Genomic DNA, 23,476 nt, shown 5'->3' on the forward strand with positions numbered 1-23,476 from the left:
TCGCTTCCTGGGCCCTTCGTGCGTAGGGGAGCGCCGGCCGCGGTACGTCAGGTGATCGTCGGCAGGCCGCCGGCCAGGTTGTCGTTCTTCATTCCGCCCTTCAGGAACTCATCCGCGGCCACGGCGTCGGAAGTCTTGTCCAGCACCCTCGCCGAGCCATACGCGGCCTCCTGGACCGGCGGGGCGGCGGTCTTGCCGAGCTTGCCGACCGTCCTGCCCGCGGCCGGAACACTCTGCTTGATCAACTCGCTGCCGACGTGGCCCGTCGTGTCGGTGGCGTGCCGTGAGGTCCTGTCCACCGTCTCGCCCCAGTCGGCATTGTCCGTGGTGCTCAGGCCGGCCTTGTCCATGGGGAGCTGCGCGGGGGCGGCATTGGCCGAACCAGCGGCACCGACCACCGGAGCCGCGCCCGCGGCGACCAGCAGCGCGGCCCGGGCAATCCGACGCGTGAGGGGGAGGGACATAGTGCTCCTTCAACGGTGTGATGCTGATTGACATGCGATGTCCAGCCTGCGGACGCAGTGACTACCGCGCGAGAAGCGTGAAGGTTGCGGGTAAAGAGAGTAAAGAATTGTTAATGAGTCGCATTATCTGTTCGGGTAAAGTGGGTCAATTCGATGCCGAGTTGATCACAAGAGAAGTCGTTGCGGCCCTTTGTCTGCCAGGGATTCGGTGATTTCCCGCCCACTGCGCCTCGCGGACAGGCATGTGGGGCCGTGAATCGCGCGGAGGCGCGCCGCGCACCACTCGATGGAAGTGTTCACCGCACTATTGCGCGAAGCGGTTCGCTTTCAGTGCTTGAGGCTGATCCGGACCTCTGCCGTGGAATTCCCCGAGGATGCTCCCGTGGCTGAGTCGGGAGAGTGAGGGGAATGCCGCGGAACAGTCCGCCAGCCTTTTCCTGAATCCGCCGCGGACCACTCCCGGTCGGCGTAGGAGATCCGGGCGATCCGCAGTTGAGTGGCGTGTGCCATCGCCCAGTGCGCCAGCTCCCAGCCGCGTCGCCCGGGATCGCCGCCCGGGGTGGCCGCCCGTACGGGGACGGCGACCTCATGGCCACCGCGCCCGCCTCGGGCCGTCCCGCCGTCCGTGTCGTCCCCGCCGTCAGTGCCGTCGGTGCCGTCGGTGCCGTCCGACAGCACTTTCGGGCCGAACTCGCGGGCCAGCAGCCTGCGGACCTCCGCCGGGTCGCCGGAGTGCCCGTCGTCCGGGGGCGCGGGGCAGCGGAACGAGGCGGCGAGCCGCCCGGTCAGCGCCGAGGTCAGCAGCGTGGCCTTCGCCTCGTGCTTCGCGTACGCCTGCGGATAGCCGCTGAACTGCACGCGTTGGGCCGCCACCGTCAGCGGCAGCCGCGAGTAGCCGGGGACCTTCACCAGGTCGTCGAAGAACTTCCGGGCCGAGTACACCGGGTCGAGGATCTGCCGCGCGGACCCCCAGCCCTGCGAGGGCCGCTGCTGGAACAGCCCCAGGGAATCCCGGTCGCCGCGCCGGATGTTGCGCAGCCCGGACTCCTGCATGGCGGTCGCGAGCGCGATGGTCACCGCCCGGTCCGGCAGCCCGCGGGAGGAGGCGACCGCGGAGATGGCGGCCGCGTTCACGGACTGCTGCGGGTCCAGCTCCAGGCTCTCGCCATCGGCCCGTACGGTGCAGCGCGGCGGCCCTCCGCCGCCGGTCAGCAGATGCGCCGTCACATACCCGGCCAGCGCGAGAAGCACCGCGCACGCCACTCCCGCACGGACCCGGCGAGCGCGGCTGGAAAGGAAGGGGAGGGACACGCGACACACCGTACTGGAGTGCGTTCATCCACCTCGGCATGGGCCTTGAGCAGGCACGCGGTACGTCCGTCGACCGCCATGCCGCGCGGCTGGACGGCGCGGTGGCCGGCCTCGTCCGGCGGTCGGCCTGTGCCGTGTCAGGCCTGGCTGCGGGGTGGGCCCGCTAGGGTCGCGGGTATGGATCACCCCGCACTCGACCTGTCCGTCGACGCCGCCGAACTGACCGCCCGACTTGTCGACTTTCCCTCCGAGAGCGGCGACGAGAAGGCCCTCGCCGACGCCGTGGAGTACGCCCTGCGCGCGCTGCCGCACCTGAGCGTCGAGCGCGACGGAGACGCGATCGTGGCGCGTACCGACCTCGGACGGGCGGAGCGCGTGGTGCTCGCCGGGCACATCGACACGGTGCCGATCGCCGACAACGTGCCCTCCCGCCTGGACGGCGACGGACTGCTGTGGGGCTGCGGCACCGCCGACATGAAGTCCGGGGTCGCCGTGCAGCTGCGGATCGCCGCCACCATGCCCGCCCCCAACCGCGACCTCACCTTCGTCTTCTACGACAACGAGGAGGTCGCGGCCCACCTCAACGGCCTGAAGCGGCTGGGCGAGAAGCACCCCGAGTGGCTGGCCGCCGACTTCGCCGTGCTGCTCGAACCGACCGACGCCAAGGTCGAAGGGGGCTGCCAGGGCACCCTGCGGGTACGGGTGGAGACCACCGGCAAGCGCGCGCACTCCGCCCGCAGCTGGCTCGGTGAGAACGCGATCCACAAGGCCGCGCCTGTCCTCGCCCGGCTGGCCGCGTACGAACCGCGGCACGTCGACATCGACGGGCTGGTCTACCGCGAGGGGCTGAACGCCGTACGGATCGACGGCGGCCACGCTGGGAACGTCATCCCCGACGCCTGCGCCGTCACCGTCAACTTCCGCTTCGCCCCGGACCGGTCGGAGGAGGAAGCGCTCGCGCACGTCGTCGAGGTCTTCGACGGCTTCGAGGTCGTCCGCACCGACAGCGCGCCGGGCGCGCTGCCCGGCCTTTCCCGCCCGGCGGCCGTCGCGTTCGTCGAGGCCATCGGCGCCGAGGTCGCCCCCAAGAACGCGTGGACCGACGTCGCCCGCTTCTCCGTGCTCGGCGTCCCCGCCGTCAACTACGGACCCGGCGACCCCAAGCTGGCGCACACCCGCGAGGAGCACGTGGCCGTCGCCGCCGTCCTCGACGCCGAGGAGCGGCTGCGCGCCTGGCTGTCCTGAGACATCCCCCGGCACGCCTGACGCCGCGCACTCATCCGAACCACGCTGGTCGGCGAACCAAGAGGCATACGCTGAAGCGCAGAGATCCTTCCCAGCCGGGGGCCGGGAAGGACCCATGCGAAGGGAGCACATATGGCCAATGCCGAGAAGGGGCGCACGCCGCAGGACGAGAGCGCCGAGCGGGAGCAGCGGCTGGGGCCAGTCGTGCGGCGCCGCGGGCAGATGCAGCCAGGCACGACGGACCAGCACCTGCTGGACACGCGAGGAGCCACCGGCTGGGTGCACGAGGACCCGTTCCGGGTGCTGCGCATCCAGTCGGAGTTCGTCGAGGGCTTCGGCGCCCTCGCCGAGCTGGGCCCCGCGGTCAGCGTGTTCGGGTCGGCGCGCACACCTCCTGGCACGCCGGAGTACGAGGCGGGCGTACGCATCGGCCGGGCGCTCGTCGAAGCGGGCTTCGCGGTGATCACCGGCGGCGGTCCGGGTGCCATGGAGGCCGCGAACCGCGGGGCGTGCGAGGGCGGCGGGGTCTCGGTCGGTCTCGGCATCGAGCTGCCGTTTGAGCAGGGCCTGAACAAGTACGTCGATATCGGGGTGAACTTCCGCTACTTCTTCGTCCGCAAGACGATGTTCGTGAAGTACGCGCAGGGCTTCGTCGTCCTTCCCGGCGGCCTGGGCACTCTGGACGAGCTGTTCGAGGCGCTGACCCTCGTCCAGACCCGCAAGGTGACCCGCTTCCCGATCGTCCTGTTCGGCTCCAGCTACTGGCAGGGCCTGGTGGACTGGATGCGCGACACCCTCATCGCGCAGGGCAAGGCGTCCCCGAGGGATCTGGACCTGTTCCACATCTCCGACGACGTGGACGAGGCGATCGCCCTGGTGAGCAAGGAGACCGGGGTCTGAAGGAGAGCGGGGGCCAGTGGTGCCCGGGTGAGGACCGGCGGGCGTCTGGGCGGGGCTTGCCCGTACGCGCCAGCCGGTATGCGCCAGTCGGTATGCGCCGGTCCGTACGCGCCAGTCGTACGCGGCTTTCCGTACGCGCCAGTCCGTACGCGCCAGTCCGTACGCGCCAGTCCGTACGTGCCTGTCCGGCGGTGTTCGGCCTCCCGCTGTCGTTACGCGAGCCCCCGGCGGGCGACCGCCGGGGGCCGGTGGCCCGCGATCGAGGCCACCATGTCCAGCACCTGCTTGGTCTCCGCCACCTCGTGGACGCGGTAGACCCGCGCGCCCAGCCAGGCCGAGACCGCCGTCGTCGCCAGGGTGCCCAGCACCCGTTCCTTCACCGGCTTGTCGAGCGTCTCGCCGACGAAGTCCTTGTTGGACAGCGAGACGAGCACGGGCCAGCCGGTGTCCGTCATCTCCGTGAGCCGCCGGGTCGCCTCCAGCGAGTGCCGGGTGTTCTTCCCGAAGTCATGCCCGGGGTCGATCATGATGGCGTCCTCGCGGACGCCCAGCTCCGCGGCACGCTCCGCGAGTCCCAGCGTGACGCGCAGGATGTCGGCCATCACATCGTCGTACGTCATCCGGTGCGGCCGCGTCCTGGGCTCGGCGCCGCCCGCGTGCGTGCACACCAGGCCGACGTCATAGCGCGCCGCGACCTCAGCCAGCTTTGGGTCCACCCCGCCCCACGCGTCGTTGAGCACGTCCGCGCCCGCCTCGCAGACCGCCTCGCCGACCTCATGCCGCCAGGTGTCGACGCTGATCACCACATCGGGGTGGCGCCTGCGCACCTCGGCCACGAAACCGACGGTCCGCCTGGCCTCCTCGGCGGCGTCCACCGCGTCGCCGGGGCCTGCCTTGACCCCACCGACGTCGATGATGGCAGCCCCCTCTGACACCGCCTGGTCGACGCGGGCCAGAGCGGGCTCGTCCTGGAACGTCGCGCCCCGGTCGTAGAAGGAGTCCGGCGTCCGGTTCACGATCGCCATGATCACCGGCTCGCGCGTGCCGAACTCGCGCCGTCCAAGCCGCAACATTCCGTAACTTCCTCTCCCATGGTCCGTGAGCGACCTTAACCGCTGCGCCACGCGGTCCCGCTGTCAGCGCGGCATGGCACGATCGGGGCAGTTGAATGGCGGACGCACCTCGGGGAGATCGTCGTGTTCTGGTTCTTGCTCATCGCGCTCGTCGCGGTCGTCGGGGCGGTCACGCTTGTCGTGATCGGCGGCGGCGACAGCGGCGCGCTGCCGGAGGCGCAGCCGGACCGGCTCGTGGACCCGCTGCCCGCCGACCGCCCGGTGTACCGCGCGGATGTCGAGTCGCTGCGGCTGCCGCTGGCCCTGCGCGGCTACCGGATGGGGGAGGTCGATGACGCCCTCGGGCGGCTCGGCGTGGAGCTCGCCGAGCGCGACGCGCGGATCGCCGAGCTTGAGGACGCCCTCGCGGGCGCGCGGGCGACGGCGTTCGCCGGACCCGGTCTGACGAAGGAACCGGGTGCGGGGCCGGTCACCCGCGAGGCGCGCGGCGGGGGCGAGCCCGAGCTGGGCGGTGCGTACGCGGCGCATGGCGCGCACGCGGTCTGGGGGCCGCCCGGTGCGGCCACTGAACCCGGTGCGCCCGGTGCCGAGCGTGACGAGGTGCCTCCGCACCTCGCGGACGCGCCCCGTGAGGGCGAGGCTCCGAACGGTGTGGTCGGGGGCGGGTCGGCCGGAGAGGGCGCTCCTTCTCCCGGCGCCGTGCCGGGGGAGGGTCGCGAGGAACGTTCGGCCGATCCGGCCGATGACCGGGGTGCGGGGCCGGAGGACCGGCCCGGTGCGGGCCTGGGCGAGTCCCCGGCCGGTGGCGCCGGGAACGCTGAGCGGGAAGGTGAGCACTGATGAGCGACGCCGGCGCGGTCGCGGGCCCCGACGGCCTGCTGCGGTGCCCCTGGGGCCTGCAAGCCGAGTCGATGGCGGACTACCGGGCGTACCACGACGAGGAATGGGGCCGTCAGGTGCACGGTGATGACGCCCTCTACGAGCGGATGTGCCTGGAGGCGTTCCAGTCCGGGCTGTCGTGGCTGACGATCCTGCGGCGCCGCGAGGGGTTCCGTGCGGCCTTCGCCGGGTTCCGCGTCAAGGCGGTCGCCGAGTTCACCGAGGAGGACGAGGCACGGCTGCTCGCCGACCCGGGCATCATCCGCAACCGCGCCAAGATAGCCGCGACGATCAACAACGCCAAGGTCGCCGCTGAGCTGGCCGAGGGCGAGCTGGACGAGCTGATCTGGTCGTACGCGCCCGACGCCGAGGGCCGCCCGGTCCCCCGGACGTTCGCCGATGTCCCGGCGATCACCCCGGAGTCGACGGCGCTCGCGCGCGACCTGAAGAAGCGCGGCTTCCGTTTCGTCGGACCGACCACGGCGTACGCGCTGATGCAGGCGTGCGGCCTCGTCAACGATCATCTGGCGGACTGCCACAGCAGGCCGCTGGTGGCGCGGGTCCGCTAGCGCGACCGGCTGCCAGACGGCCCTCAGGCCCGCGGCGCGGGTTCTGCCGCGAGCCGGGCGAGCCGGGAAGGGAGGCCACGGCCGGGACTGCGGCTTGGCGCCGAGGACTGTGGAGCTCGGTCCTGAGTCCGGCCCTGCTGGATGCTCCGCCGGCCAGGGGGCGAGGTGCCGCGCGCCGCCGGTCCGGCGTATGTGTCTCCGGACCGGCGGCGAGGAAAGCCCGCGCCCCGGCATGCGCGCCGTCAACGCCGGGGCGGTAGCGCGTTCCCTCAGCGCCCGAGGAACGTGGGCTTCTCCTTCTTCACGAAGGCGTCCACGGCGATCCGGTGATCGTCGGACGCGCCTGCCCGCGCCTGGAGCTCGTCCTCCTTGGCGAGCGAGTCGACCAGCCCGTGCCCAGCGGCGTAGGCGAGGGATTCCTTGATCGCCGCGTACGCGACCGTCGGGCCCTTCGCCAGCCGCCGCGCGACGGCCGTCGCCTCAGCGGCGAGGTCGGCGGCGGGCACCACCTTGTTGGCGATGCCCAGAGCCGCGGCCTCCTCGGCGCTGACGTTGCGCGGGAACAGCATCAACTCGGCTGCCCTGCCATGCCCGATGAGCCGGGGGAGCGTCCAGGAGACGCCCGAGTCGGCGCTCAGCGCGACCCCGGCGAACGAGGTGTTGAAGGAGGCGGTGTCGGCGACGACGCGGTAGTCGGCGGCGAAGGCGAAGCCCGCCCCGGCGCCCGCGGCGACGCCGTTGACCCCGGCGACGACCGGCTTCGGCATCTCGGCGATCGCGGTGACGATGGGGTTGTAGTGGTCCTTGACGGTGTTCATGATGGCGCCGGAGGCACGCACCGAGTCGTCGTGGAGCAGCTCGATGTGCTCCTTGAGGTCCTGGCCGACACAGAACGCGCGACCGCTGCCGATCAGCAGCACGGCTCGCACGGCGGGATCGTCGGCGGCCTGCCGCAGGGTGTCGCGCAGTGCCACCTTGAGTTCCGTGTTGAGCGCGTTCATGGCGTCGGGACGATGCAGGGTGATCGTCGCGAGTCCTTCGGCCACCTCGTAGAGCACGGTGTCAGCCATGGCGGGTCCCCTCCGTACGGGTCCGTGCGGGGCCTCCCCGCTGCGGGCAGGGGGAGGGCGCGGTTCTGCGGTGTCGCGGTCAGCGATCAGCATGCCGGAGATCACGGAGGCCCGTCATGTGACCTGCGTCAAAGAAACGGCCGTCCATTCGGGCGGGGAAGTCGTGCAGTATCGCGGCGGGATTGCCGAATTGAGTGGTTTTGTGGGAGTGGGTTACCAAGGTGAAGCACTCGGCCGTTGGTCATCGGGTCATGGCATGCGGGATAATGGCGGGGAAGCAATATGTTCGATGCCGGTGACACCTAGGTTGTCGGCTGCGATGAGCTGGTTTCAGGAAGGGGAACGAGCATGGCGGCCATGAAGCCGCGGACGGGCGATGGCCCGCTCGAGGTGACCAAGGAGGGGCGGGGCATCGTCATGCGCGTTCCGCTCGAAGGCGGCGGACGACTCGTCGTCGAGCTGACACCGGACGAGGCCGACGCGCTGGGCGACGCTCTGAAGAAGGTCGTCGGCTAAGAGCGCGGGCCAAATGATCATGCTTACTGCCCCGGTGACTGATGTGAATCAGGCACCGGGGCAGTGGTGTCTCCGGCGTATTTCTCCGGCCGCCGCTTTTCGTGACCCTTCCCCGCCGGCTCGTCCACCGCTGCGGGCTTGTCGCCCTTGGGCGATACCCCTCGCGCCCAGCGGCCCCGTACGGCGCCCGCTGGCCGGTGTGACCCGCGTGACGCGTGACCCGCATGTCCCGCATGACCGGCGTGACCCGCGCGGATCGGCACGATCGCGCTATCCGCGCTTGACCGCGCAGAGCAGGCCGTCGCCCACCGGCAGCAGGGACGGCTGCAGGACAGTGGATTCCCGGACGGCGCGCAGCAGCTCGCGCAGCCGCAGGACCTCCGGCGGCTGCGCCGCTGACTCCACGGTCCTGCCGTCGGCGAAGACCCCTTCGAAGCAGACCAGCCCGCCGGGGCGGAGCAGGCGCAACGATTCCGCGAGGTAGTCGAGGCATTCGGCGCGGTCGGCGTCGCAGAAGACGAGGTCGTAACCGCCGTCGGCGAGCCGGGGGAGGACATCGAGAGCGCGCCCGGGGATGAACCGCGCCCGGTTCCCCGCGAAACCCGCGGCCCGGAACGCCTGCCGGGCGAACTGCTGCCGCTCCGGCTCCAGGTCCACCGTCGTCAGTACGCCGTCGGGCCGCATCCCGTGCAGGAGATGGATGCCGGAGACCCCGGTGCCGGTACCGATCTCGGCGACGGCCTTGGCGTCCGCGGTCGCGGCGAGCAGGCGAAGCGCGGCGCCCGTGCCGGAGGACACCGAGCGCAGCCCTGCCTCCCGGGACCGCTCCCGGGCCCAGCGCAGCGCTGTGTCGTCGATGTGCTCGACGCCGTACGCCTCGGCGAACGCCCAGCTCGTCTGCCGGTTGCCGGTAATGGCCCTCTCCTGTCCCCGTAGTTGACGCAACCGTGACTGTATCCGCTGCGCTCGGGAACCCGCAGATGGGACCGGACGTTGAAAGGGGGCGTAGGACACTGAACGATCAGGTCCAAATGCAGGTCAAAAATACTTATCCGGAGCTAACGGGCGGGGTGGATATGGTAGGGGCTCTACTGGACACCACCAGAGCCGACAGGGGAGGTGCGGCTGCGACCGGTGACCGGGGAGTGCTGAAGCGCTTTCGCAGGTCGGCGGCCGAGCCGAAATCCGTGACCAACACCGCTGACCGATCCCGCACCACTGAATCCGCAACTACCGCGACTTTCGCCACCGATGCGGACTCGCAGGCGTGGACCCCTCCCACCTGGGAGGAGATCGTCAGCACTCACAGCGCGCGTGTCTATCGCCTCGCCTACCGCCTCACCGGCAATCAACACGACGCTGAGGACCTGACTCAAGAGGTATTCGTCCGGGTTTTCCGCTCTTTGTCGACGTATACACCGGGCACGTTCGAGGGCTGGTTGCACCGCATCACGACCAACCTCTTCCTCGACATGGTCCGTCGCCGACAGCGCATCCGCTTCGACGCGCTCGGCGATGACGCGGCCGAGCGGCTCCCCAGCCGCGAGCCGTCGCCCCAGCAGCACTTCAACGACACGCATTTCGACGCCGATGTGCAGCAGGCGCTCGACACTCTCGCGCCGGAGTTCCGCGCGGCCGTCGTGCTCTGTGACATCGAGGGTCTGTCCTACGAGGAGATCGCCGCGACGCTCGGGGTCAAGCTGGGCACGGTGCGCAGCCGTATCCACCGTGGCCGGTCCCATCTGCGTAAGGCGCTCCAGCACCGTTCCCCGTCGGCCCGCGCTGAGCAGCGCACGGTCGCTTCGGTGTCCCCGGCCGCGCCGGGGCTCAGCGGGGAGGTAGGAATCGCGTGACCCGTTCAGGCGGTCAGTCCCCCGCCGAGCAGCACCTCGGCGACCGCCTCGCGGCCCTGGTCGATGGCGAATTGGGGCACGATGCGCGCGAGCGTGTGCTCGCGCACCTGGCGACCTGTCCGCGGTGCAAGACGGAGGCGGACGAGCAGCGTCGGCTGAAGAGCATGTTCGCCGAAGTCGCCCCACCGCCCCCGTCCGAGGGCTTCCTCGCGCGGCTGCAGAACCTGCCCGGTGGAGCCATTCCGGCCGACGATGACCAGCAAGGCCCGTTCGGCGGCTCATCCGCCGGACGGGACATCTTCGCGATACGCGAGGAATCGTTCGCGTTCCTTCCGGCCACGGCCGTAGCTCCGCGTGAACGCGGCTTCCGCATCGACGAGGTGGAGCGTGCGCTTCCGCGCAGCCGGCGCTTCGCCTTCGTCGCGGCGGGCGCGGTGTCCGCGGCCGCCTTCGCGCTCGGCGGCGCCCTGCCGCTGGACGCGGCCGTTGACTCGCCGGGCAGCCGGGCCGAGGACGCGGGAGCGGCGACCAACCCTCTCTGGCTGGAGGGCCGAAGCGTTTCGTCGGATCTTCAGGAGAACGCCCGCCAGACGATGGGGCTGTTCTCGGCCAGGAGTGAGCGAAGAACGCCGCTGGGCCTCCAGAGCGGTACGACCGGCGGTCCCTCGCCGAGCGCGACCACTCACCCCGGCGCGCATCTCGGGCCGTACGGGTCGTCGGCGCGCGCCATGGGAAGCGCGCTGCCTCCGCTGATACAGCCTGTACTGTCGCTGACCCGGCAGCAGCGGCTGGGCCAGCAGGTGGGTGCGGGGCCGGGGGCCCCGGCTCCCACGCAGATGGAGGTGCCCTCTCACTCGGCGACGCGTTCGACTCCGTTCGTCGGCGCCAGCGCCGCGCCTGACCTGGGCGTTTCCGGGGCCCGCTGAGCTCTGGCCGGGGCCGGGCCGCGGGGCGCGGCGAAGCGGCCTGGCAGCGGCCCGGGCGCCGTCGGTCTGCCGGACCACTGCGCGGGCCTGCGGAGACCTGGTTGAATCGCTGGAGGGCCACACCCACCGCGAGCGGTGATGTGCGGCCCTCAGGGTCTGTTGTCGGTGTAGCGTCGTCCGGCCCGGCGGGTGCCCGGGGCGGGCCGCGGGGCCGGCCGGACAGGGCCCTGACGACTGGTTGGAACAGGTGGCGCGGCCCGTGGCCGGACAGCGGGCGAACTGTGGGGAGAGCATGGACGAGGGGAAGGCCCCGGGGCCGAAGCCGAAGTGGTGGAGCCGTCCGCGCGTGGGCTCCGGAAGCGAGGCACGGCCGAGGGACGAGTCCGCGACGACGAGCACATCGCCGCTGCCGGACGAACCGAAGCCCCCCACGGACGCCGGGCAGACGCAGTCCGAGCCGGCAGGGACCGAGCAGGTAGGGACTGAGCAGCCAGGAACGGGGTCCGCAGCGGCTGAGCCCGCGCGGGCAGCCGATGCCGCAGCGGGCGACGGCGCGGCGCCGGTCCCCGGACCGGCCGGAGCCGAGTCCGCCGACGCCGTACCGGCTGATGCCGTAGCCGCTGACGCCGCGCAGGCCGACGCGGCACGGACCGATGCCGCACAGACTTACGCCGCGCAGACTGACGCCGCCCCGTCCGCGCAGGAGGCCGCCCCCAGGGGGGACCGCCCCGTGCCCCGGCACGCGCCCGACCCGTACAGCACACCGCCCTACGGTGAGCCAGGGCCGTGGGCCCCGGCGCCCCCCGTACAGCGGCCCGTACCGACCCCGGCGCACGGCACGCAGATGCCGTCCGTCACTCCGGCGCACGGTACGCAGATGCCGCCCGTGACCCCGGCGCATGGCACGCGGATGCCGCCCGCGCCGCCCTACGGGGGGCAGCCGCAGCCGGGGATGACGCCCGCGCACGGAACCTCGCTGCCGCCCCCCCAGGGCCAGCCGCCGCACGGCCCGCAGGCCCACCACTCGCAGCACCCTCAGCAGCCCCAGCAGCCCCATCCGTCGCAGGATGCGCCGACCCAGGCCCATCACCCGGTCCCGCAGCACACGCACGCGCAGAGCGCCTCGCATGCTCCGCGGCAGTGGCAGCACTACGACCCGTGGCGGGCGCCGACCGCCGCCGTGCCCGTCGCGGCGCGGCCACCGCGCAGGCGCAGCCGCCTGGTGCTCGCCGCGTTGCTGCTCGCGTTGATCGCGGGTGGTATCGGCGGTGGCATCGGCGCGTACCTGGAGCGGGACGGTGGCAAGACCGAGCAGGTGCGTCTGCCGCAGGCGCCTGCCGAGACCCAGCAGGCCAGGGACCCGGACAGCATCGCTGGGATCGCCGCGAGCGCCTTGCCGAGCGTGGTGACCATCCACGTCAAGGGCGCGGGTGAGCAGGGCACAGGCACCGGCTTCGTGCTGGACAAGCGCGGCCACATCCTCACCAACAACCACGTGGTGGAGCCCGCGGACACGAGCGGCGGCGACTCGGCCATATCGGTGACGTTCAACGGCGGGGAGAACGTGTCCGCCAAGATCATCGGCCGGGACAGCGGCTACGACCTCGCCGTGATCCGGGTCGACGGGGTCACCGGGCTGAAGCCGCTCGCGCTCGGCAACTCCGACTCGGTGCGGGTCGGCGACCCCGTAGTCGCCATCGGCGCGCCGTACGACCTGGCGGGCACGGTCACCTCCGGGATCATCAGCGCGAAGGAGCGCCCGATCACCGCGGGCGGCGAGAAGGCGGACGGCAGCGACGTCAGCTACGTCGACGCCCTGCAGACCGACGCCCCGATCAACCCCGGCAACTCCGGCGGTCCGCTGGTCGACGCCAAGGCCCGGGTCATCGGCATCAACAGCGTGATCCGTGCCGCTGACAACGGCGGCGGCCTCGGTGGCGGGCAGGGCGGCAGCATCGGCCTCGGCTTCGCGATCCCGATCAACCAGGGCAAGCGGGTCGCTGAGGAGCTGATCAACACCGGCAAGGCGACCCACCCGGTGATCGGCGTCACGCTGGACATGCAGTACAGGGGCGATGGCGCCCGCGTCGCCACGACCGGCGCGGACGGCCCGGCCGTCTCCAAGGACGGGCCCGGGGACAAGGCCGGAATCCGCCCCCGCGATGTGATCACGGAGGTGGACGGGGTACGGGTCCACAGCGGTCAGGAGCTGATCGTGAAGATCCGCAGTCACCGGCCCGGCGACCGGCTGAAGCTCACCGTGGAGCGCGGAGGCAAGGAGCGGCCTGTCGAGCTCACGCTCGGTGAGGCGGGAGACGCCGAGCGATAGGCCGTGTCCGGCTGATCATGTCGGGGAGGGGGCGCCGCTGTCCGTGTCGCGGACCGCGGGTGCGTTGTGGCTGGTCGCGCGGTTCCCCGCGCCCCTGACAGGGCACGCGTGATCCGCCGGACACCGGCTCGACGCCGGGCGCTGGACCCCGAGTGCGACGTACCGTCACGAGGGGCGTCTTGTGGTCGATGGTTGCCCGGCCGTCTCCCGGGCCGCCCCGGGAGGCAGGTACCGTGTTGGGTGGGCTGGACTGTCGGCCACGGACGCATCAAGGAGCTGCAAGGTGTTCTTCGATATAGGACCCCTAGAGCTGGTCGCTCTCATCATCCTTGCGGTGCTCGTCTTCGGCCCGGACAAGCTCCCCAAGGTGATCCAGGATGTCTCGCAGTTCATCCGCAAGGTGCGTGAGTTCTCGGACAGTGCGAAGGAGGACATCCGGACAGAGTTGGGACCGGAGTTCAAGGACTTCGAGTTCGAGGACCTCAATCCCAAGACGTTCGCGCGCAAGCACCTGCTCGACAAGGACGAGCTGGGGCTGAAGGAGATCCGGAACGGCTTCGACTTCTCGAAGGAGATGGCCGAGGTCACCGACGCCGCGCACGGCGGGGACAGCGGTTCCGGGGCAGACTCGGCACATGCGGCCAGCGGCCCCTCCGACACCCCCGATCTGCTGCGCAAGCGTGAAAAGCCGCTGGCGGAAGAGCGGCCCCCCTTCGACTCGGATGCCACCTGACCCCATGAAAGTCGACCTGTATGGCTATCCTCCCTGTGTCCGAGGTGAGGTCGCCTGAGGGGGGCGGGCCGCCGCGACGCAGGGCAACAAGGAGGCTCCGCGCAGATGGAGACGACGAGTCGAGCTGACGTGCCAGGGGCGGCGGTCGCGCCAGGCGCGCCCGCCGAACAGGCCGCGTCGGTCCCGCAGGGAATGCCAGCCGATGTGCGGAGGAAGGTCGACGAGTATCTGCTGGCCACGTTTCCCTGGTACGGCCTCGATGAGGCGTACACCGGCCCGCGCTGGCTGATGCAGGTGGGCGCGGCCGCCGATGGCACCGTGGAGCACGGTTCGACCGGGCACGGTGAGGAGCCCTCGCTGAGGGTGGAGACCACCATGGAGAGCCGGGCCAAGCAGCGGTTCGCTGTGGTCGTGACGGTGGCCAGCCGCCCCGTACGGCGCAGCGCGGACGGCACCGGCATGCTGGAGGCGACCTCGGTGTCGTCAGCGGCCTGGCTGGCGGGCTCGGGCCTGCTGTCCTGCACGTGGCCGTCCCAGATGGAGCGCGGGCTGCGGCAGGACTGGCTGGATCAGCAGACCGCCATCGCGTGGGAGCTGGCCGACGATCTCGACGGCCCGGCGTGGTCGCAGCTGACCCTTCCGGTCGATGGGGAGCCGACGAACTTCCACTACCGCGAGTCGGAGTACGGCTGGGTGGTGGCGGGTTCCGCCCGCGAGGGCGTCCACGTGGGCGCGTACGGGCGTGGCATGAGCGCGTACGGCCTGGGCTTCTCGGTCGTCAAGGACATCACCTCGTACGAGTAGCGGTTCGTACGAGTAGCGGCGGCGGGGACCGCGCCACGGAGCGCGCCGACGGGGCGCCGTGCCACTGCGCGCGCGGGCGGCGGCGCCGGTGCACGCGCGCCCGGGAGGCGCGCGGTGCGGCCCTGGGGCGCGAGTGTCGGGCCCCGTACCCGCGGGTGCGCCTGACCTTCTCCGGGTGCGCCTCCTGCCGACGCGGCGTCCACCGGCAGCGGCACCTCACCACCGGCGAGAGCCTCCGCCGCCCGGCGAGCCACGACGGACGGGTCCCACCGCGACGGGACGCGTCCGGCCGCGACGGACGGGCCCTACGCGCGACGGATGCGGCCGGCCGTAACGGAAGCGGCCGACCGCAGTGGATGCGATCGGCCGACCGTGGCGACGAGACGCGCGCTTAGAACTTGTTGCGCGGCGTGATGCCCAGCGACATGCCGGACAGGCCGCGCTGGCGGCCGCCGAGCTTGCCCGCGATGGAGCGCAGCGCGCTGCCCGCGGGGGAGTCGGGGTCGGTCAGGACGACGGGATTGCCGTCGTCGCCGCCCTCCCGGAGCCGTACGTCGATGGGGATGCTGCCGAGCACCGGCACGGTCGCGCCGGTCGTCCTGGTCAGGCCGTCGGCGACGCTCTGGCCGCCGCCCGAGCCGAACACGTCCACCATCTCGTCGCAGTGCGGGCAGGGCAGCCCGGACATGTTCTCGACCACGCCGACGATCTTCTGGTGGGTCTGCACGGCGATGGAACCGGCCCGCTCGGCGACCTCGGCGGCGGCCTGCTGCGGCGTCGTCACGACGAGGATCTCCGCGTTCGGCACGAGCTGGGCGACCGAGATGGCGATGTCACCGGTGCCCGGCGGCAGGTCGAGCAGCAGGACGTCGAGGTCTCCCCAGTAGACGTCGGCGAGGAACTGCTGGAGCGCGCGGTGCAGCATCGGCCCGCGCCACACCACCGGGGCGTTGCCCGGCGTGAACATGCCGATCGAGATGACCTTCACGCCGTGCGCCGACGGCGGCATGATCATGTTCTCGACCTGGGTGGGACGGCCTTCGGTGCCCAGCATGCGCGGCACGGAGTGGCCGTAGATGTCCGCGTCGACGACGCCGACCTTCAGACCGTCAGCGGCCATCGCCGCCGCGAGGTTGACCGTCACCGAGGACTTGCCGACGCCGCCCTTGCCGGACGCCACCGCGTACACCCTGGTCAGCGAGCCAGGCTGGGCGAACGGCACCTCACGCTCGGCCTGCCCGCCGCGCAGGGAGGACGCCAGCTCGCGCCGCTGCTCATCGCTCATCACGTCGAGCTCGACGCTGACGCTGGTCACTCCGGGAACCCCGGCGACAGCGTCGCGTACGTTCGTCGTGATGGTCTCCCGCATCGGGCAGCCGGAGACCGTCAGGTAGACCGCGACCGCCACCGCACCGTCCGGGGTGATATCCACCGATTTGACCATGCCGAGTTCGGTGATCGGTCGGTGGATCTCCGGGTCGTTCACCGTCGCGAGCGCCTCGTGTACCGCTTCTTCAGCGGGAGGCGCGCCGGGGGTGCCGGTCTTGTCGGTAGCCATGTCCCGATGGTACGGCGCGGGCACGGTGCGGCGGAAAGCCCTTCAGCGGTCGCGTTCCTCACTCTCGGCCGGGAATACGTCGCGCTGTTCCAGCTCCCTGATCAAATCCTCGAACTCGGAGCGAATCCAGTCGCGGGTCGCCACCTCGCCGAGCCCGAGGCGCAGCGCCGCGATCTCGCGCGTCAGGTACTCGGTGTCGGCGATGCTGCGCTCGTTCTGCTTGCGGTCCTGTTCGAGGTTGACGCGGTCCCGGTCGTCCTGCCGGTTCTGCGCGAGGAGGATCAGCGGGGCGGCGTACGACGCCTGGAGCGACAGCATCAGGGTCAGGAAGATGAACGGGTAGCTGTCGAAGCGCAGGTCATCGGGGGCGGTGCTGTTCCACACCACCCACAGCACGATGACGACCGACATCCACATGATGAAGCGCCCCGTGCCGAGGAAGCGCGCCGTGCGTTCGGATACCCGCCCGAACGCCTCCGGGTCCCAGCTGGGCAGCAGGGTGCGCCGGGGCTCGCGCGGCTGGTCGAGACGGACGCGTTCACCGGCCATCGTCGGCGACCTCCGGAAGGTGCGGGACGTCGACAGCGCCTTGCAGGTCACGCTCGCGCCAGTCGTCGGGAAGCAGGTGGTCAAGTACGTCGTCGACGGTGACGGCGCCGAGCAGGGAACCGCTCGCGTCCACGACGGGCGCGGCGACCATGTTGTACGTGGCGAGGTAGCCGGTCACCTGGGGGAGCGCGGTGTCCGGTGGCAGCGGCCGCAGATCGGTGTCCACGAGCGAGCTGACGAGGGTGAAGGGCGGGTCCCGCAGCAGCCGCTGGAAGTGCACGGTGCCCAGATACTTGCCGGTCGGCGTCTCGTCCGGGGCCCGGCACACATAGACCTGCGCGGCCAGCGCGGGCGACAGCTCCCGGTTGCGTACGAGGGCGAGGGCGTCGGCGACCGTCGCGTCCGGCAGCAGCACGATGGGCTCCGTGGTCATCAGACCGCCCGCCGTGCGCTCCTCGTACGCCAGCAGCCGCCGCATGTCCGCAGCGTCCCGCGGCCGCATCAGTGCGAGCAGCCGCTCCTTGTCCTCCTCCGGCAGTTCGGAGAGCAGGTCGGCCGCGTCATCCGGGTCCATCGCCTCCAGTACGTCGGCGGCGCGTTCGTCCTTCAGCTTGCCGATGATCTCCACCTGGTCGTCGTCGGGCAGCTCCTCCAGCACGTCGGCCAACCGGTCGTCGTCCAGGGCGGCCGCCACCTCGGCGCGGCGCTTGGCGGACAGATGGTGCAGGGCGTTGGCCAGGTCCGCCGGGCGCAGCTGTTCGAAGGTGGCCAGCAGGCTCTCGGCGCCCTGCCCGTGCTCCTCCAGCGAGAAGCCGGTGACGGCCGACCACTCCACCGTCAGGGCTTCACCGGAGCGCCGCCCGCCGCCACGGGGCCAGCGGGCGCGCAGGGCCGGTCCCTTGCCGCGCCGTACGAAGACCTTGTCGATCTCCCAGTCGCGGCGCGCGGGCAGCTGGGCCATCGCCACGTCCAGGACGGTCACCGCCTCGCCGGTCTCGACCAGTGCCACTCGCCGGTCGAGCAGTTCGCCGAGCACCAGCGTCTCCGTGGGGCGCTGCTCGAAGCGCCGCATGTTGACCACGCCGGTGGTGATGACCTGTCCTGACTCGACGCCGGTCACCCGGGTCATGGGCAGAAAGATCCGGCGACGGCTGATCACTTCGACGACGAGACCGAGGATGCGGGGCGGTCTGCCGCTCAGCCGCAGCATCGCGACCAGGTCGCGCACCCTCCCCACGGGGTCGCCGTTGGGGTCGAACACGGCGATGCCCGCCAGATGAGAGACGAAGACGCGAGGGGCGGCCGCACCCATGTCGCGTGCCTCCTTTCGCGGAGAGAGCTCACGGAGAGGACTCACGGAGAGGACTCGGAGAGAACCCGGAGCGAACTCAGGGAGAACTCAGGGAGAGGACTCAGGGACAGAACGAAGAACAGCGGGACCGGCAGGGCCGGCGGAGTCGGCGGATAGCGGGGAGGCGGAAGATTCAGCTGGGGCGGCAGTGGCTGGTGGGGACGACGAGGGCGGCGAATAGAGCAGCAACAGCAGAGATATCGGTGATGTCCGCTGCTGATGTGCCCGGTGATCCGGTCTGATATCCGTTATGTAACGGAATATCTGTTTCAGGCTAGCGTGCCGCACTTCACTCTGCCGCCGGGTGCTCACCCCTACGGCGCGCTGCCGACGGCGCGAGACGGCACCGGTACGCTGCCCTACTGCACCGGCATCAGGAGGCAGAGCGGACGTGCGCATGCGGATCACGGCTTTCGTTGCGGCCATGTGCGCGGGGGTGGCCATCGTGTCGCTCGCCGGGTGTGGCGGCGAGGACAAGAAGGCGGACCCCGACGCGGGCACCAACGGGGTCGGCAAGCTCCCGGCCGACAAGATCGAGGCCAAGGCACGCAAGGCCGCGCAGAGCTCCCACGCGGTCCGGCTGACCGGCAACGTCGTCAGCAAGGGCCGCACGTACAAGCTCGACATGCGGCTCAAGGACGGCGGCGGCACAGGCCAGGTCTCCACCAAGGGCAGCACCTTCCAGCTGCTGCGCGTCGACAAGGACCTCTACCTCAAGGCCGACGCCGACTTCTGGTCCCACAAGAAGAGCGGCGCCCCCTCGGGCGCCGCCACGGGCGGCGAGTCGGACAGCGCTGACGACGCCGCCGCGGACAAGCTCGACGACAAGTACGTGAAGGTCCCCGCCGGTGATCCCTCGTACAAGCAGCTCAGCGGCTTCACCGACAAGGCGCTGCTGCTCGACGGGCTGCTCGGGCTGCACGGCGAGATCGCCAGTGGTGACCGGGGCGCCGTGGGCGGCGTCCCCACGATCAGGATCAGCGGCGACGAAGGCAACGGCGGCACTCTGGACGTCTCCCTCAAGGGCACGCCGTACCCGCTGCGGCTCAAGCGCGCCGGAGGCGCCGGGGTCATCCGGCTCGCCGACTGGAACCAGGACTTCCCGCTGCGCGCCCCCGACAAGGACGCCATGGTCGACTACGGCCGCGAGATGCCGGAGAGCGGCTGACGGACACCGCCCCCCCCTGGGCTCGGGGGGCCAAGCCGCCCCCGCGGCTGCGCGGCGGGGGCGGGGCAGGCGCCGGGCCGCCGGGCCGCCGGGCCGCCGGGAAAACTACTTCTTCTTCTTGCGCTCTTCGCGTGCCTTCCGGCCGCCCCGGCCGAGCAGCCTGGGCAGCCCCTCCGGCATCGGCTGGCGGGTCGTCGCCGGTGTCGGCAGCGGCGGCGCCGCGAGCGAGTCGGCGGGCTGCGCCGCGAGGGGTGCCTCGGCCGGTTCCAGCCGCAGCACCCGGCACTCGCGCGCCCAGCGCGCGAGGAGCTGGTCGGAGTCCGGCGCGTTCAGCCGCTTGGGCTTGAGTTCGGCGACGGCGGCCGTCCACGCCTCGCTGTGCGGCGCCAGCTCGGCCACCCGGGCGGTCCAGCCGACGAGGCGACCGCCCTTGTCCTTGCTGCGTACCGTCACGGTGGCGGCGCCGCCGTCGACCAGGCCGAGCCCGTCCAGCGGCTGCTCCACGCTCCCGGCTCTGCGCGCCCCCTCGGCGTTGTCAGGGGGCTGCGGCGCGTCCGTACCGACGAGAGTCGCCGCGCCCTCGTGCCAGACATGCCACAGCGCGCGCGGCGCGGTCTGCGGTGCGTCGTGCGCGGCACCGGCGGAGCCCACGACCCAGATGAGGCCGGACTTCTTGGTGGCCTCTTCGATGAGGGCTCGGTCCGTGAGTGCCTGATCCACGGTCTGCGTCATGGGACCAGCTTATGGGGGGCGCGAAAGAGGGCGGTGTCCCAGGTGGCAAGACGACAGTTCTGTTACTCCGTTGTGCCCCTTACGCTAAGGGCGTGCCAGCCCGAACCTCCGCTCCCAAGGCCCGCCCCGCGACCGTTCCTGACGACGTGGCGCGGGCCAGTCACGTGCCCCTCGACCTCGTCCTTCTCGGGGTCGCTGTCGCCGGTGTCTCGCTCTCAGCGCCGCTGATCGCGGCGACCGCCGCCCCGGCGCTGGCGATCGCGTTCTGGCGCAACGCCATGGCGGTCGGCGCGCTCACACCGCTCGCGCTGCTCCGGCACCGCCCTGAGCTGCGCGCGATGAGCGGCCGGGAGGTGGGGCTGTCGGCCGCGGCCGGGGCGCTGCTCGCCCTGCACTTCGCACTGTGGCTGCCCAGCCTGCACATGACGTCCGTCGCCTCCTCCACGGCACTCGTCACCACGACCCCGATCTGGACGACGATCCTGCTGCGGCTGCTCGGCCGCCGCTCGCCGGGTCTGGTGTGGGCGGGCACCGGCGTGTCCTTCCTCGGCGTGGTGATCCTGACCGGCGTCGACATGTCGCTCTCCGCCCGCGCGCTCGCGGGCGACGGCCTCGCGCTGGCCGGTGGCATGGCGGCCGCCGGGTACGTGCTGCTGGGCGCCGAGGTCCGGCGGACGGTGAGCACCATCGCGTACAGCTATGTCTGCTACGCCACGGCCGCCGTGGCCCTCCTCGCGACCTGCCTCGTCGCCGGGGTGTCGCTCGGCGGCTACAGCGGTGAGACCTGGCTGAAGCTGGCCCTGCTGACAGTGACCGCGCAGCTTCTCGGGCACTCGCTCATCAACCGGGTCGTCAAGGGCCTCGGCCCGTCCGTCACCTCGACCGGCATCCTGCTGGAGACGCCGGGCGCCGCACTGATCGCGGCCCTCTGGCTGGGGCAGACGCCGCCCACCGTGGCCTACCCGGCGCTCGGCGTGATCCTCGTCGGACTCGTGCTCGTGATCATGGGCGACCGCAGGAAGACCGGATGACCAAGACCGGATGACCAAGACCGGATGACCAAGACCGGATGACCAAGACCGGATGACCAAGACCGGATGACGCGGTCGGGTCGGGTCGGGTCGGCCAGCGAGCGCCGACCCGACCCGACCCGACCGGTCGGCCGCCGTGCCTACAGCCAGCCGTTGCGCTTGAAGCCCCGGTGGATGGTGAAACAGATGCCGAGGATGACCGTCAGCACCGCCGGATAGCCGTACTTCCAGCGCAGCTCCGGCATGGTGTCGAAGTTCATGCCGTACACCCCGCAGATCATCGTGGGGACGGCGATGATGGCCGCCCACGCGGTGATCTTCCGCATGTCCTCGTTCTGCGCGACGGTCGCCTGTGCCAGATTCGCCTGGAGGATCGAGTTCAGCAGGTCGTCGAAGGACAGCACCTGCTCGTTGACCCGGGCCAGGTGGTCAGCGACGTCCCGGAAGTACTTCTGGATGTCCGGGTCGACCAGCCGCATGGGCCGCTCGCTGAGCAGCTGCATCGGCCGCAGCAACGGGGAGACGGCCCGCTTGAACTCCAGCACCTCGCGCTTGAGCTGGTAGATCCGCCCGGCGTCGCCGCCGCGTGAGGAGGCGCGTTCGCCGCCCTTGGTGGCACCGTTCGTCGCGGAGAAGACATCGATCTCCACCTCGTCGATGTCGTCCTGGACGGCGTCGGCCACCGCGATGTAGCCGTCGACGACCTGGTCGGCGATGGCGTGCAGCACGGCGGACGGACCTTTGGCGAGCAGCTCGGGGTCGTCCTGGAGGCGGTGCCGCAGGGCGCGCAGCGAGCCCTGGCCGCCGTGCCGGACGGTGACGATGAAGTCCCGGCCGGTGAAGCACATGACCTCGCCGGTCTCCACGATCTCGCTGGTCGCCGTCAGCTCCGCGTGCTCGACGTAGTGGATGGTCTTGAAGACGGTGAAGAGGGTGTCGTCGTACCGTTCCAGCTTGGGCCGCTGGTGGGCGTGGATCGCGTCCTCCACGGCCAGGGGATGCAGCCCGAACTCCCGGGCGATACCGGAGAACTCACGCTCCGTCGGCTCGTGCAGACCGATCCACGCGAAGCCACCTCCGGAGCGGACCTTCGCCATCGCCTCGGTCGGGCTGACGTGGTCGCTGACGCGCTTCCCTTCCTGGTAGACCGCGCAGTCGACGACGGCGCTGGTGACCGACGGGTCACGGGTGGCGTCGTAGTTGCTCGCGGGGTGCCCCCGGCGCAGGGCGGGGCGAACGGCTGCGCGCAGGTCGCGGATCATCGACATACGGACTCCTCAGCGGGCCGGTTGTCAGCGGCCGGGCGCGGGGCGCAGCGCGATCCGGAAGGTGGGCGTACGGTGCGTCGTCGAGCCGTACGTCCGCAAAGCGGATGGCGCTCCGTGCGGTGGCGCTGACAGTGCTTCGCGGAGCCGCGAAGCACGGGAAAACGGAACAAAGCGAGATGAAAGATGCTCTTCCGTGTGGCTGGCTCGGACGCGAGAGGCTTCTCAACTTTCCGGCCCGTCATGTGGTTTCACCGCGAAGCGGCCGGGTACGGAAAGCGTTAGATCGAGCTGAAGATCAACGCGAGAAGGAGTGTGCCCCGAGCGGGAGGACGGGAGAACAGTCGGTACTGCACGGTCGACTCGGATCGTTCACCGCAGCCCCACCTCCTCCGGCCGGTCCCCCGTAGGGGACGACGTAAGTCCCTGATTAGGCGCCAAGGCTATCAGTCATGGCTGGCGCCGCATTGCCGCTTTGCGTCTTCGATACGGGTTCTATGCTCGCGGCATGGACGATGTTCTTGAGCTGGTAGAAGCCCGGTTGCGGATGACGCTGGGCGAGCCGGAGGCGCGCGCCGGAGTGACCTTCCTCGGCACGGACCGCATTGACGTGCTGCGCTTTCTGGACGGCGACATCGTCCGTTACGCCACCTTCGGGATGTCCGCGCGGCCCATGTCCGACCCCACGGCGGTCGTCGCCGATCCCGAGACCGGACCGCGCGCCGAGCTGGTGCTCTCCGTCCGCGCTGGGCTCGCCGACACCGACAAGGTGCTCCGTCCGCTGGCCGTGCTCGCCGCTTCGCCGCAGGTCGAGGGCCTGGTCGTGGCGCCAGGCAGCTCGCTGGACGTCGGCGAGCCGCTGTGGCCCGGTGCGCCCTTCAGCTCGGTGCTGGTCGCCGAGTCCGGCGGCCTTGTCGAGGATCTTGAACTGGGTGAGCCGAGGGAGCCGGTGCGGTTCCTGCCGCTGCTGCCGATGACGGCGAACGAGGCGGCGTGGAAGCGCGTGCACGGCGCGTCGGCGCTGGAGGAGCGCTGGCTGTCGCACGGCACAGATCTACGCGACCCGCTGCGGCGCTCCGTCACGCTGGACGACTGACGGCCGGGCCGCCCGCGCCCGCGCGCTGCCTGGCGCCGGGCTTCAGGCGCGGGA

Annotated in this window: 23 protein-coding genes; 13 read left to right on the forward strand and 10 right to left on the reverse strand. The window is 71.3% G+C overall.

Annotated elements, in window-relative coordinates; all coding sequences use genetic code 11:
• Nucleotides 1-47: 47 nt before the first annotated feature.
• On the reverse strand, nt 48-464 hold the full coding sequence (locus AC5P1B_RS14385) for an ATP-binding protein (RefSeq protein WP_493887441.1): 417 nt from the start codon (nt 462-464) through the stop codon (nt 48-50).
• A gap of 327 nt (nt 465-791) precedes the next feature.
• Nucleotides 792-1,775 (reverse strand): VldE C-terminal domain-containing protein, encoded by a 984-nt coding sequence (locus tag AC5P1B_RS14390; protein ID WP_493887442.1) that lies wholly within the window; start codon nt 1,773-1,775, stop codon nt 792-794.
• A gap of 177 nt (nt 1,776-1,952) precedes the next feature.
• Here AC5P1B_RS14390 and dapE point away from each other — a divergent pair, with 177 nt between their 5' ends.
• Together dapE and AC5P1B_RS14400 are read left to right on the forward strand one after the other, a co-directional pair.
• Complete coding sequence (gene dapE, locus AC5P1B_RS14395; RefSeq protein WP_493887443.1) at nt 1,953-3,020, forward strand: succinyl-diaminopimelate desuccinylase; 1,068 nt, start codon at nt 1,953-1,955, stop codon at nt 3,018-3,020.
• 132 nt (nt 3,021-3,152) lie between these two features.
• Complete coding sequence (locus AC5P1B_RS14400) at nt 3,153-3,920, forward strand: LOG family protein (RefSeq protein WP_493887444.1); 768 nt, start codon at nt 3,153-3,155, stop codon at nt 3,918-3,920.
• 212 nt (nt 3,921-4,132) lie between these two features.
• Here the strand turns inward: AC5P1B_RS14400 and folP are convergent, their stop codons facing one another.
• Entirely contained in the window at nt 4,133-4,993 is an 861-nt protein-coding gene (gene folP / locus AC5P1B_RS14405) for a dihydropteroate synthase (RefSeq protein WP_493887445.1), read from the reverse strand.
• A 123-nt stretch (nt 4,994-5,116) separates the two neighbouring features.
• Between folP and AC5P1B_RS14410 the strand changes: the two genes are divergently transcribed.
• Both AC5P1B_RS14410 and AC5P1B_RS14415 read left to right on the forward strand, forming a co-directional pair.
• Nucleotides 5,117-5,833 carry a DivIVA domain-containing protein gene (locus AC5P1B_RS14410; RefSeq protein ID WP_493887446.1) on the forward strand — a complete coding sequence of 239 codons (717 nt, stop codon included), beginning with the start codon at nt 5,117-5,119 and terminating at the stop codon, nt 5,831-5,833.
• Nucleotides 5,833-6,441: a DNA-3-methyladenine glycosylase I gene (locus tag AC5P1B_RS14415; RefSeq protein ID WP_493887447.1), complete on the forward strand. Its 609-nt coding sequence runs from the start codon at nt 5,833-5,835 to the stop codon at nt 6,439-6,441. Before AC5P1B_RS14410 ends, AC5P1B_RS14415 begins: the two co-directional genes overlap by 1 nt.
• A 269-nt stretch (nt 6,442-6,710) precedes the next feature.
• On the opposite strand, the gene chcB is transcribed toward AC5P1B_RS14415, so the two are convergent.
• Nucleotides 6,711-7,511 (reverse strand): 2-cyclohexenylcarbonyl CoA isomerase, encoded by an 801-nt coding sequence (gene chcB, locus AC5P1B_RS14420; RefSeq protein WP_493887448.1) that lies wholly within the window; start codon nt 7,509-7,511, stop codon nt 6,711-6,713.
• Between the two features lie 348 nt (nt 7,512-7,859).
• On the opposite strand from chcB, the gene AC5P1B_RS14425 reads away from it, so the two are divergent.
• On the forward strand, nt 7,860-8,027 hold the full coding sequence (locus AC5P1B_RS14425) for a DUF3117 domain-containing protein (RefSeq protein ID WP_003966491.1): 168 nt from the start codon (nt 7,860-7,862) through the stop codon (nt 8,025-8,027).
• Between the two features lie 270 nt (nt 8,028-8,297).
• On the opposite strand, the gene AC5P1B_RS14430 is transcribed toward AC5P1B_RS14425, so the two are convergent.
• Nucleotides 8,298-8,972 (reverse strand): O-methyltransferase, encoded by a 675-nt coding sequence (locus AC5P1B_RS14430; RefSeq protein WP_493887449.1) that lies wholly within the window; start codon nt 8,970-8,972, stop codon nt 8,298-8,300.
• Nucleotides 8,973-9,103: 131 nt separating this feature from the next.
• Here AC5P1B_RS14430 and sigE point away from each other — a divergent pair, with 131 nt between their 5' ends.
• The 5 genes from sigE to AC5P1B_RS14455 all read left to right on the forward strand — a co-directional run bounded on the left by sigE (nt 9,104) and on the right by AC5P1B_RS14455 (nt 14,672).
• Nucleotides 9,104-9,880: an RNA polymerase sigma factor SigE gene (gene sigE, locus AC5P1B_RS14435; RefSeq protein ID WP_493887650.1), complete on the forward strand. Its 777-nt coding sequence runs from the start codon at nt 9,104-9,106 to the stop codon at nt 9,878-9,880.
• The gene (locus AC5P1B_RS14440; RefSeq protein WP_493887450.1) at nt 9,877-10,806 is read left to right on the forward strand and encodes an anti-sigma factor family protein; all 930 of its coding nucleotides are present in this window, start codon (nt 9,877-9,879) and stop codon (nt 10,804-10,806) included. Before sigE ends, AC5P1B_RS14440 begins: the two co-directional genes overlap by 4 nt.
• Nucleotides 10,807-11,098: 292 nt before the next feature.
• Entirely contained in the window at nt 11,099-13,135 is a 2,037-nt protein-coding gene (locus AC5P1B_RS14445; RefSeq protein ID WP_493887451.1) for a S1C family serine protease, read from the forward strand.
• A 283-nt stretch (nt 13,136-13,418) separates the two neighbouring features.
• Nucleotides 13,419-13,868 (forward strand): sec-independent translocase, encoded by a 450-nt coding sequence (locus AC5P1B_RS14450; RefSeq protein ID WP_493887452.1) that lies wholly within the window; start codon nt 13,419-13,421, stop codon nt 13,866-13,868.
• Between the two features lie 105 nt (nt 13,869-13,973).
• A complete protein-coding gene (locus AC5P1B_RS14455) occupies nt 13,974-14,672 on the forward strand; it encodes a hypothetical protein (RefSeq protein WP_493887453.1) in 699 nt (232 codons plus the stop codon).
• Between the two features lie 391 nt (nt 14,673-15,063).
• On the opposite strand, the gene AC5P1B_RS14460 is transcribed toward AC5P1B_RS14455, so the two are convergent.
• The 3 genes from AC5P1B_RS14460 to AC5P1B_RS14470 are packed head-to-tail and all read right to left on the reverse strand — an operon-like array spanning nt 15,064 to nt 18,091.
• Nucleotides 15,064-16,230, reverse strand: a complete 1,167-nt coding sequence (locus AC5P1B_RS14460) for an Mrp/NBP35 family ATP-binding protein (protein WP_493887455.1) — start codon at nt 16,228-16,230, stop codon at nt 15,064-15,066.
• A 42-nt stretch (nt 16,231-16,272) separates the two neighbouring features.
• Nucleotides 16,273-16,779 (reverse strand): DUF1003 domain-containing protein, encoded by a 507-nt coding sequence (locus AC5P1B_RS14465; protein WP_493887457.1) that lies wholly within the window; start codon nt 16,777-16,779, stop codon nt 16,273-16,275.
• On the reverse strand, nt 16,769-18,091 hold the full coding sequence (locus AC5P1B_RS14470) for a magnesium transporter MgtE N-terminal domain-containing protein (protein ID WP_493887458.1): 1,323 nt from the start codon (nt 18,089-18,091) through the stop codon (nt 16,769-16,771). Before AC5P1B_RS14470 ends, AC5P1B_RS14465 begins: the two co-directional genes overlap by 11 nt.
• 436 nt (nt 18,092-18,527) lie before the next feature.
• On the opposite strand from AC5P1B_RS14470, the gene AC5P1B_RS14475 reads away from it, so the two are divergent.
• Nucleotides 18,528-19,298 (forward strand): hypothetical protein, encoded by a 771-nt coding sequence (locus tag AC5P1B_RS14475; RefSeq protein ID WP_493887651.1) that lies wholly within the window; start codon nt 18,528-18,530, stop codon nt 19,296-19,298.
• Nucleotides 19,299-19,403: 105 nt separating this feature from the next.
• On the opposite strand, the gene AC5P1B_RS14480 is transcribed toward AC5P1B_RS14475, so the two are convergent.
• A complete protein-coding gene (locus AC5P1B_RS14480; RefSeq protein WP_493887460.1) occupies nt 19,404-20,030 on the reverse strand; it encodes a hypothetical protein in 627 nt (208 codons plus the stop codon).
• Nucleotides 20,031-20,122: 92 nt separating this feature from the next.
• Here AC5P1B_RS14480 and AC5P1B_RS14485 point away from each other — a divergent pair, with 92 nt between their 5' ends.
• Entirely contained in the window at nt 20,123-21,061 is a 939-nt protein-coding gene (locus AC5P1B_RS14485) for a DMT family transporter (RefSeq protein WP_493887462.1), read from the forward strand.
• A gap of 140 nt (nt 21,062-21,201) precedes the next feature.
• Here the strand turns inward: AC5P1B_RS14485 and AC5P1B_RS14490 are convergent, their stop codons facing one another.
• On the reverse strand, nt 21,202-22,329 hold the full coding sequence (locus AC5P1B_RS14490; protein ID WP_493887463.1) for a magnesium and cobalt transport protein CorA: 1,128 nt from the start codon (nt 22,327-22,329) through the stop codon (nt 21,202-21,204).
• Nucleotides 22,330-22,834: 505 nt separating this feature from the next.
• On the opposite strand from AC5P1B_RS14490, the gene AC5P1B_RS14495 reads away from it, so the two are divergent.
• Nucleotides 22,835-23,422 (forward strand): suppressor of fused domain protein, encoded by a 588-nt coding sequence (locus AC5P1B_RS14495; RefSeq protein WP_493887464.1) that lies wholly within the window; start codon nt 22,835-22,837, stop codon nt 23,420-23,422.
• Nucleotides 23,423-23,476: the final 54 nt, after the last annotated feature.

The sequence above is a fragment of the Streptomyces sp. A01 genome (assembly GCF_059026195.1).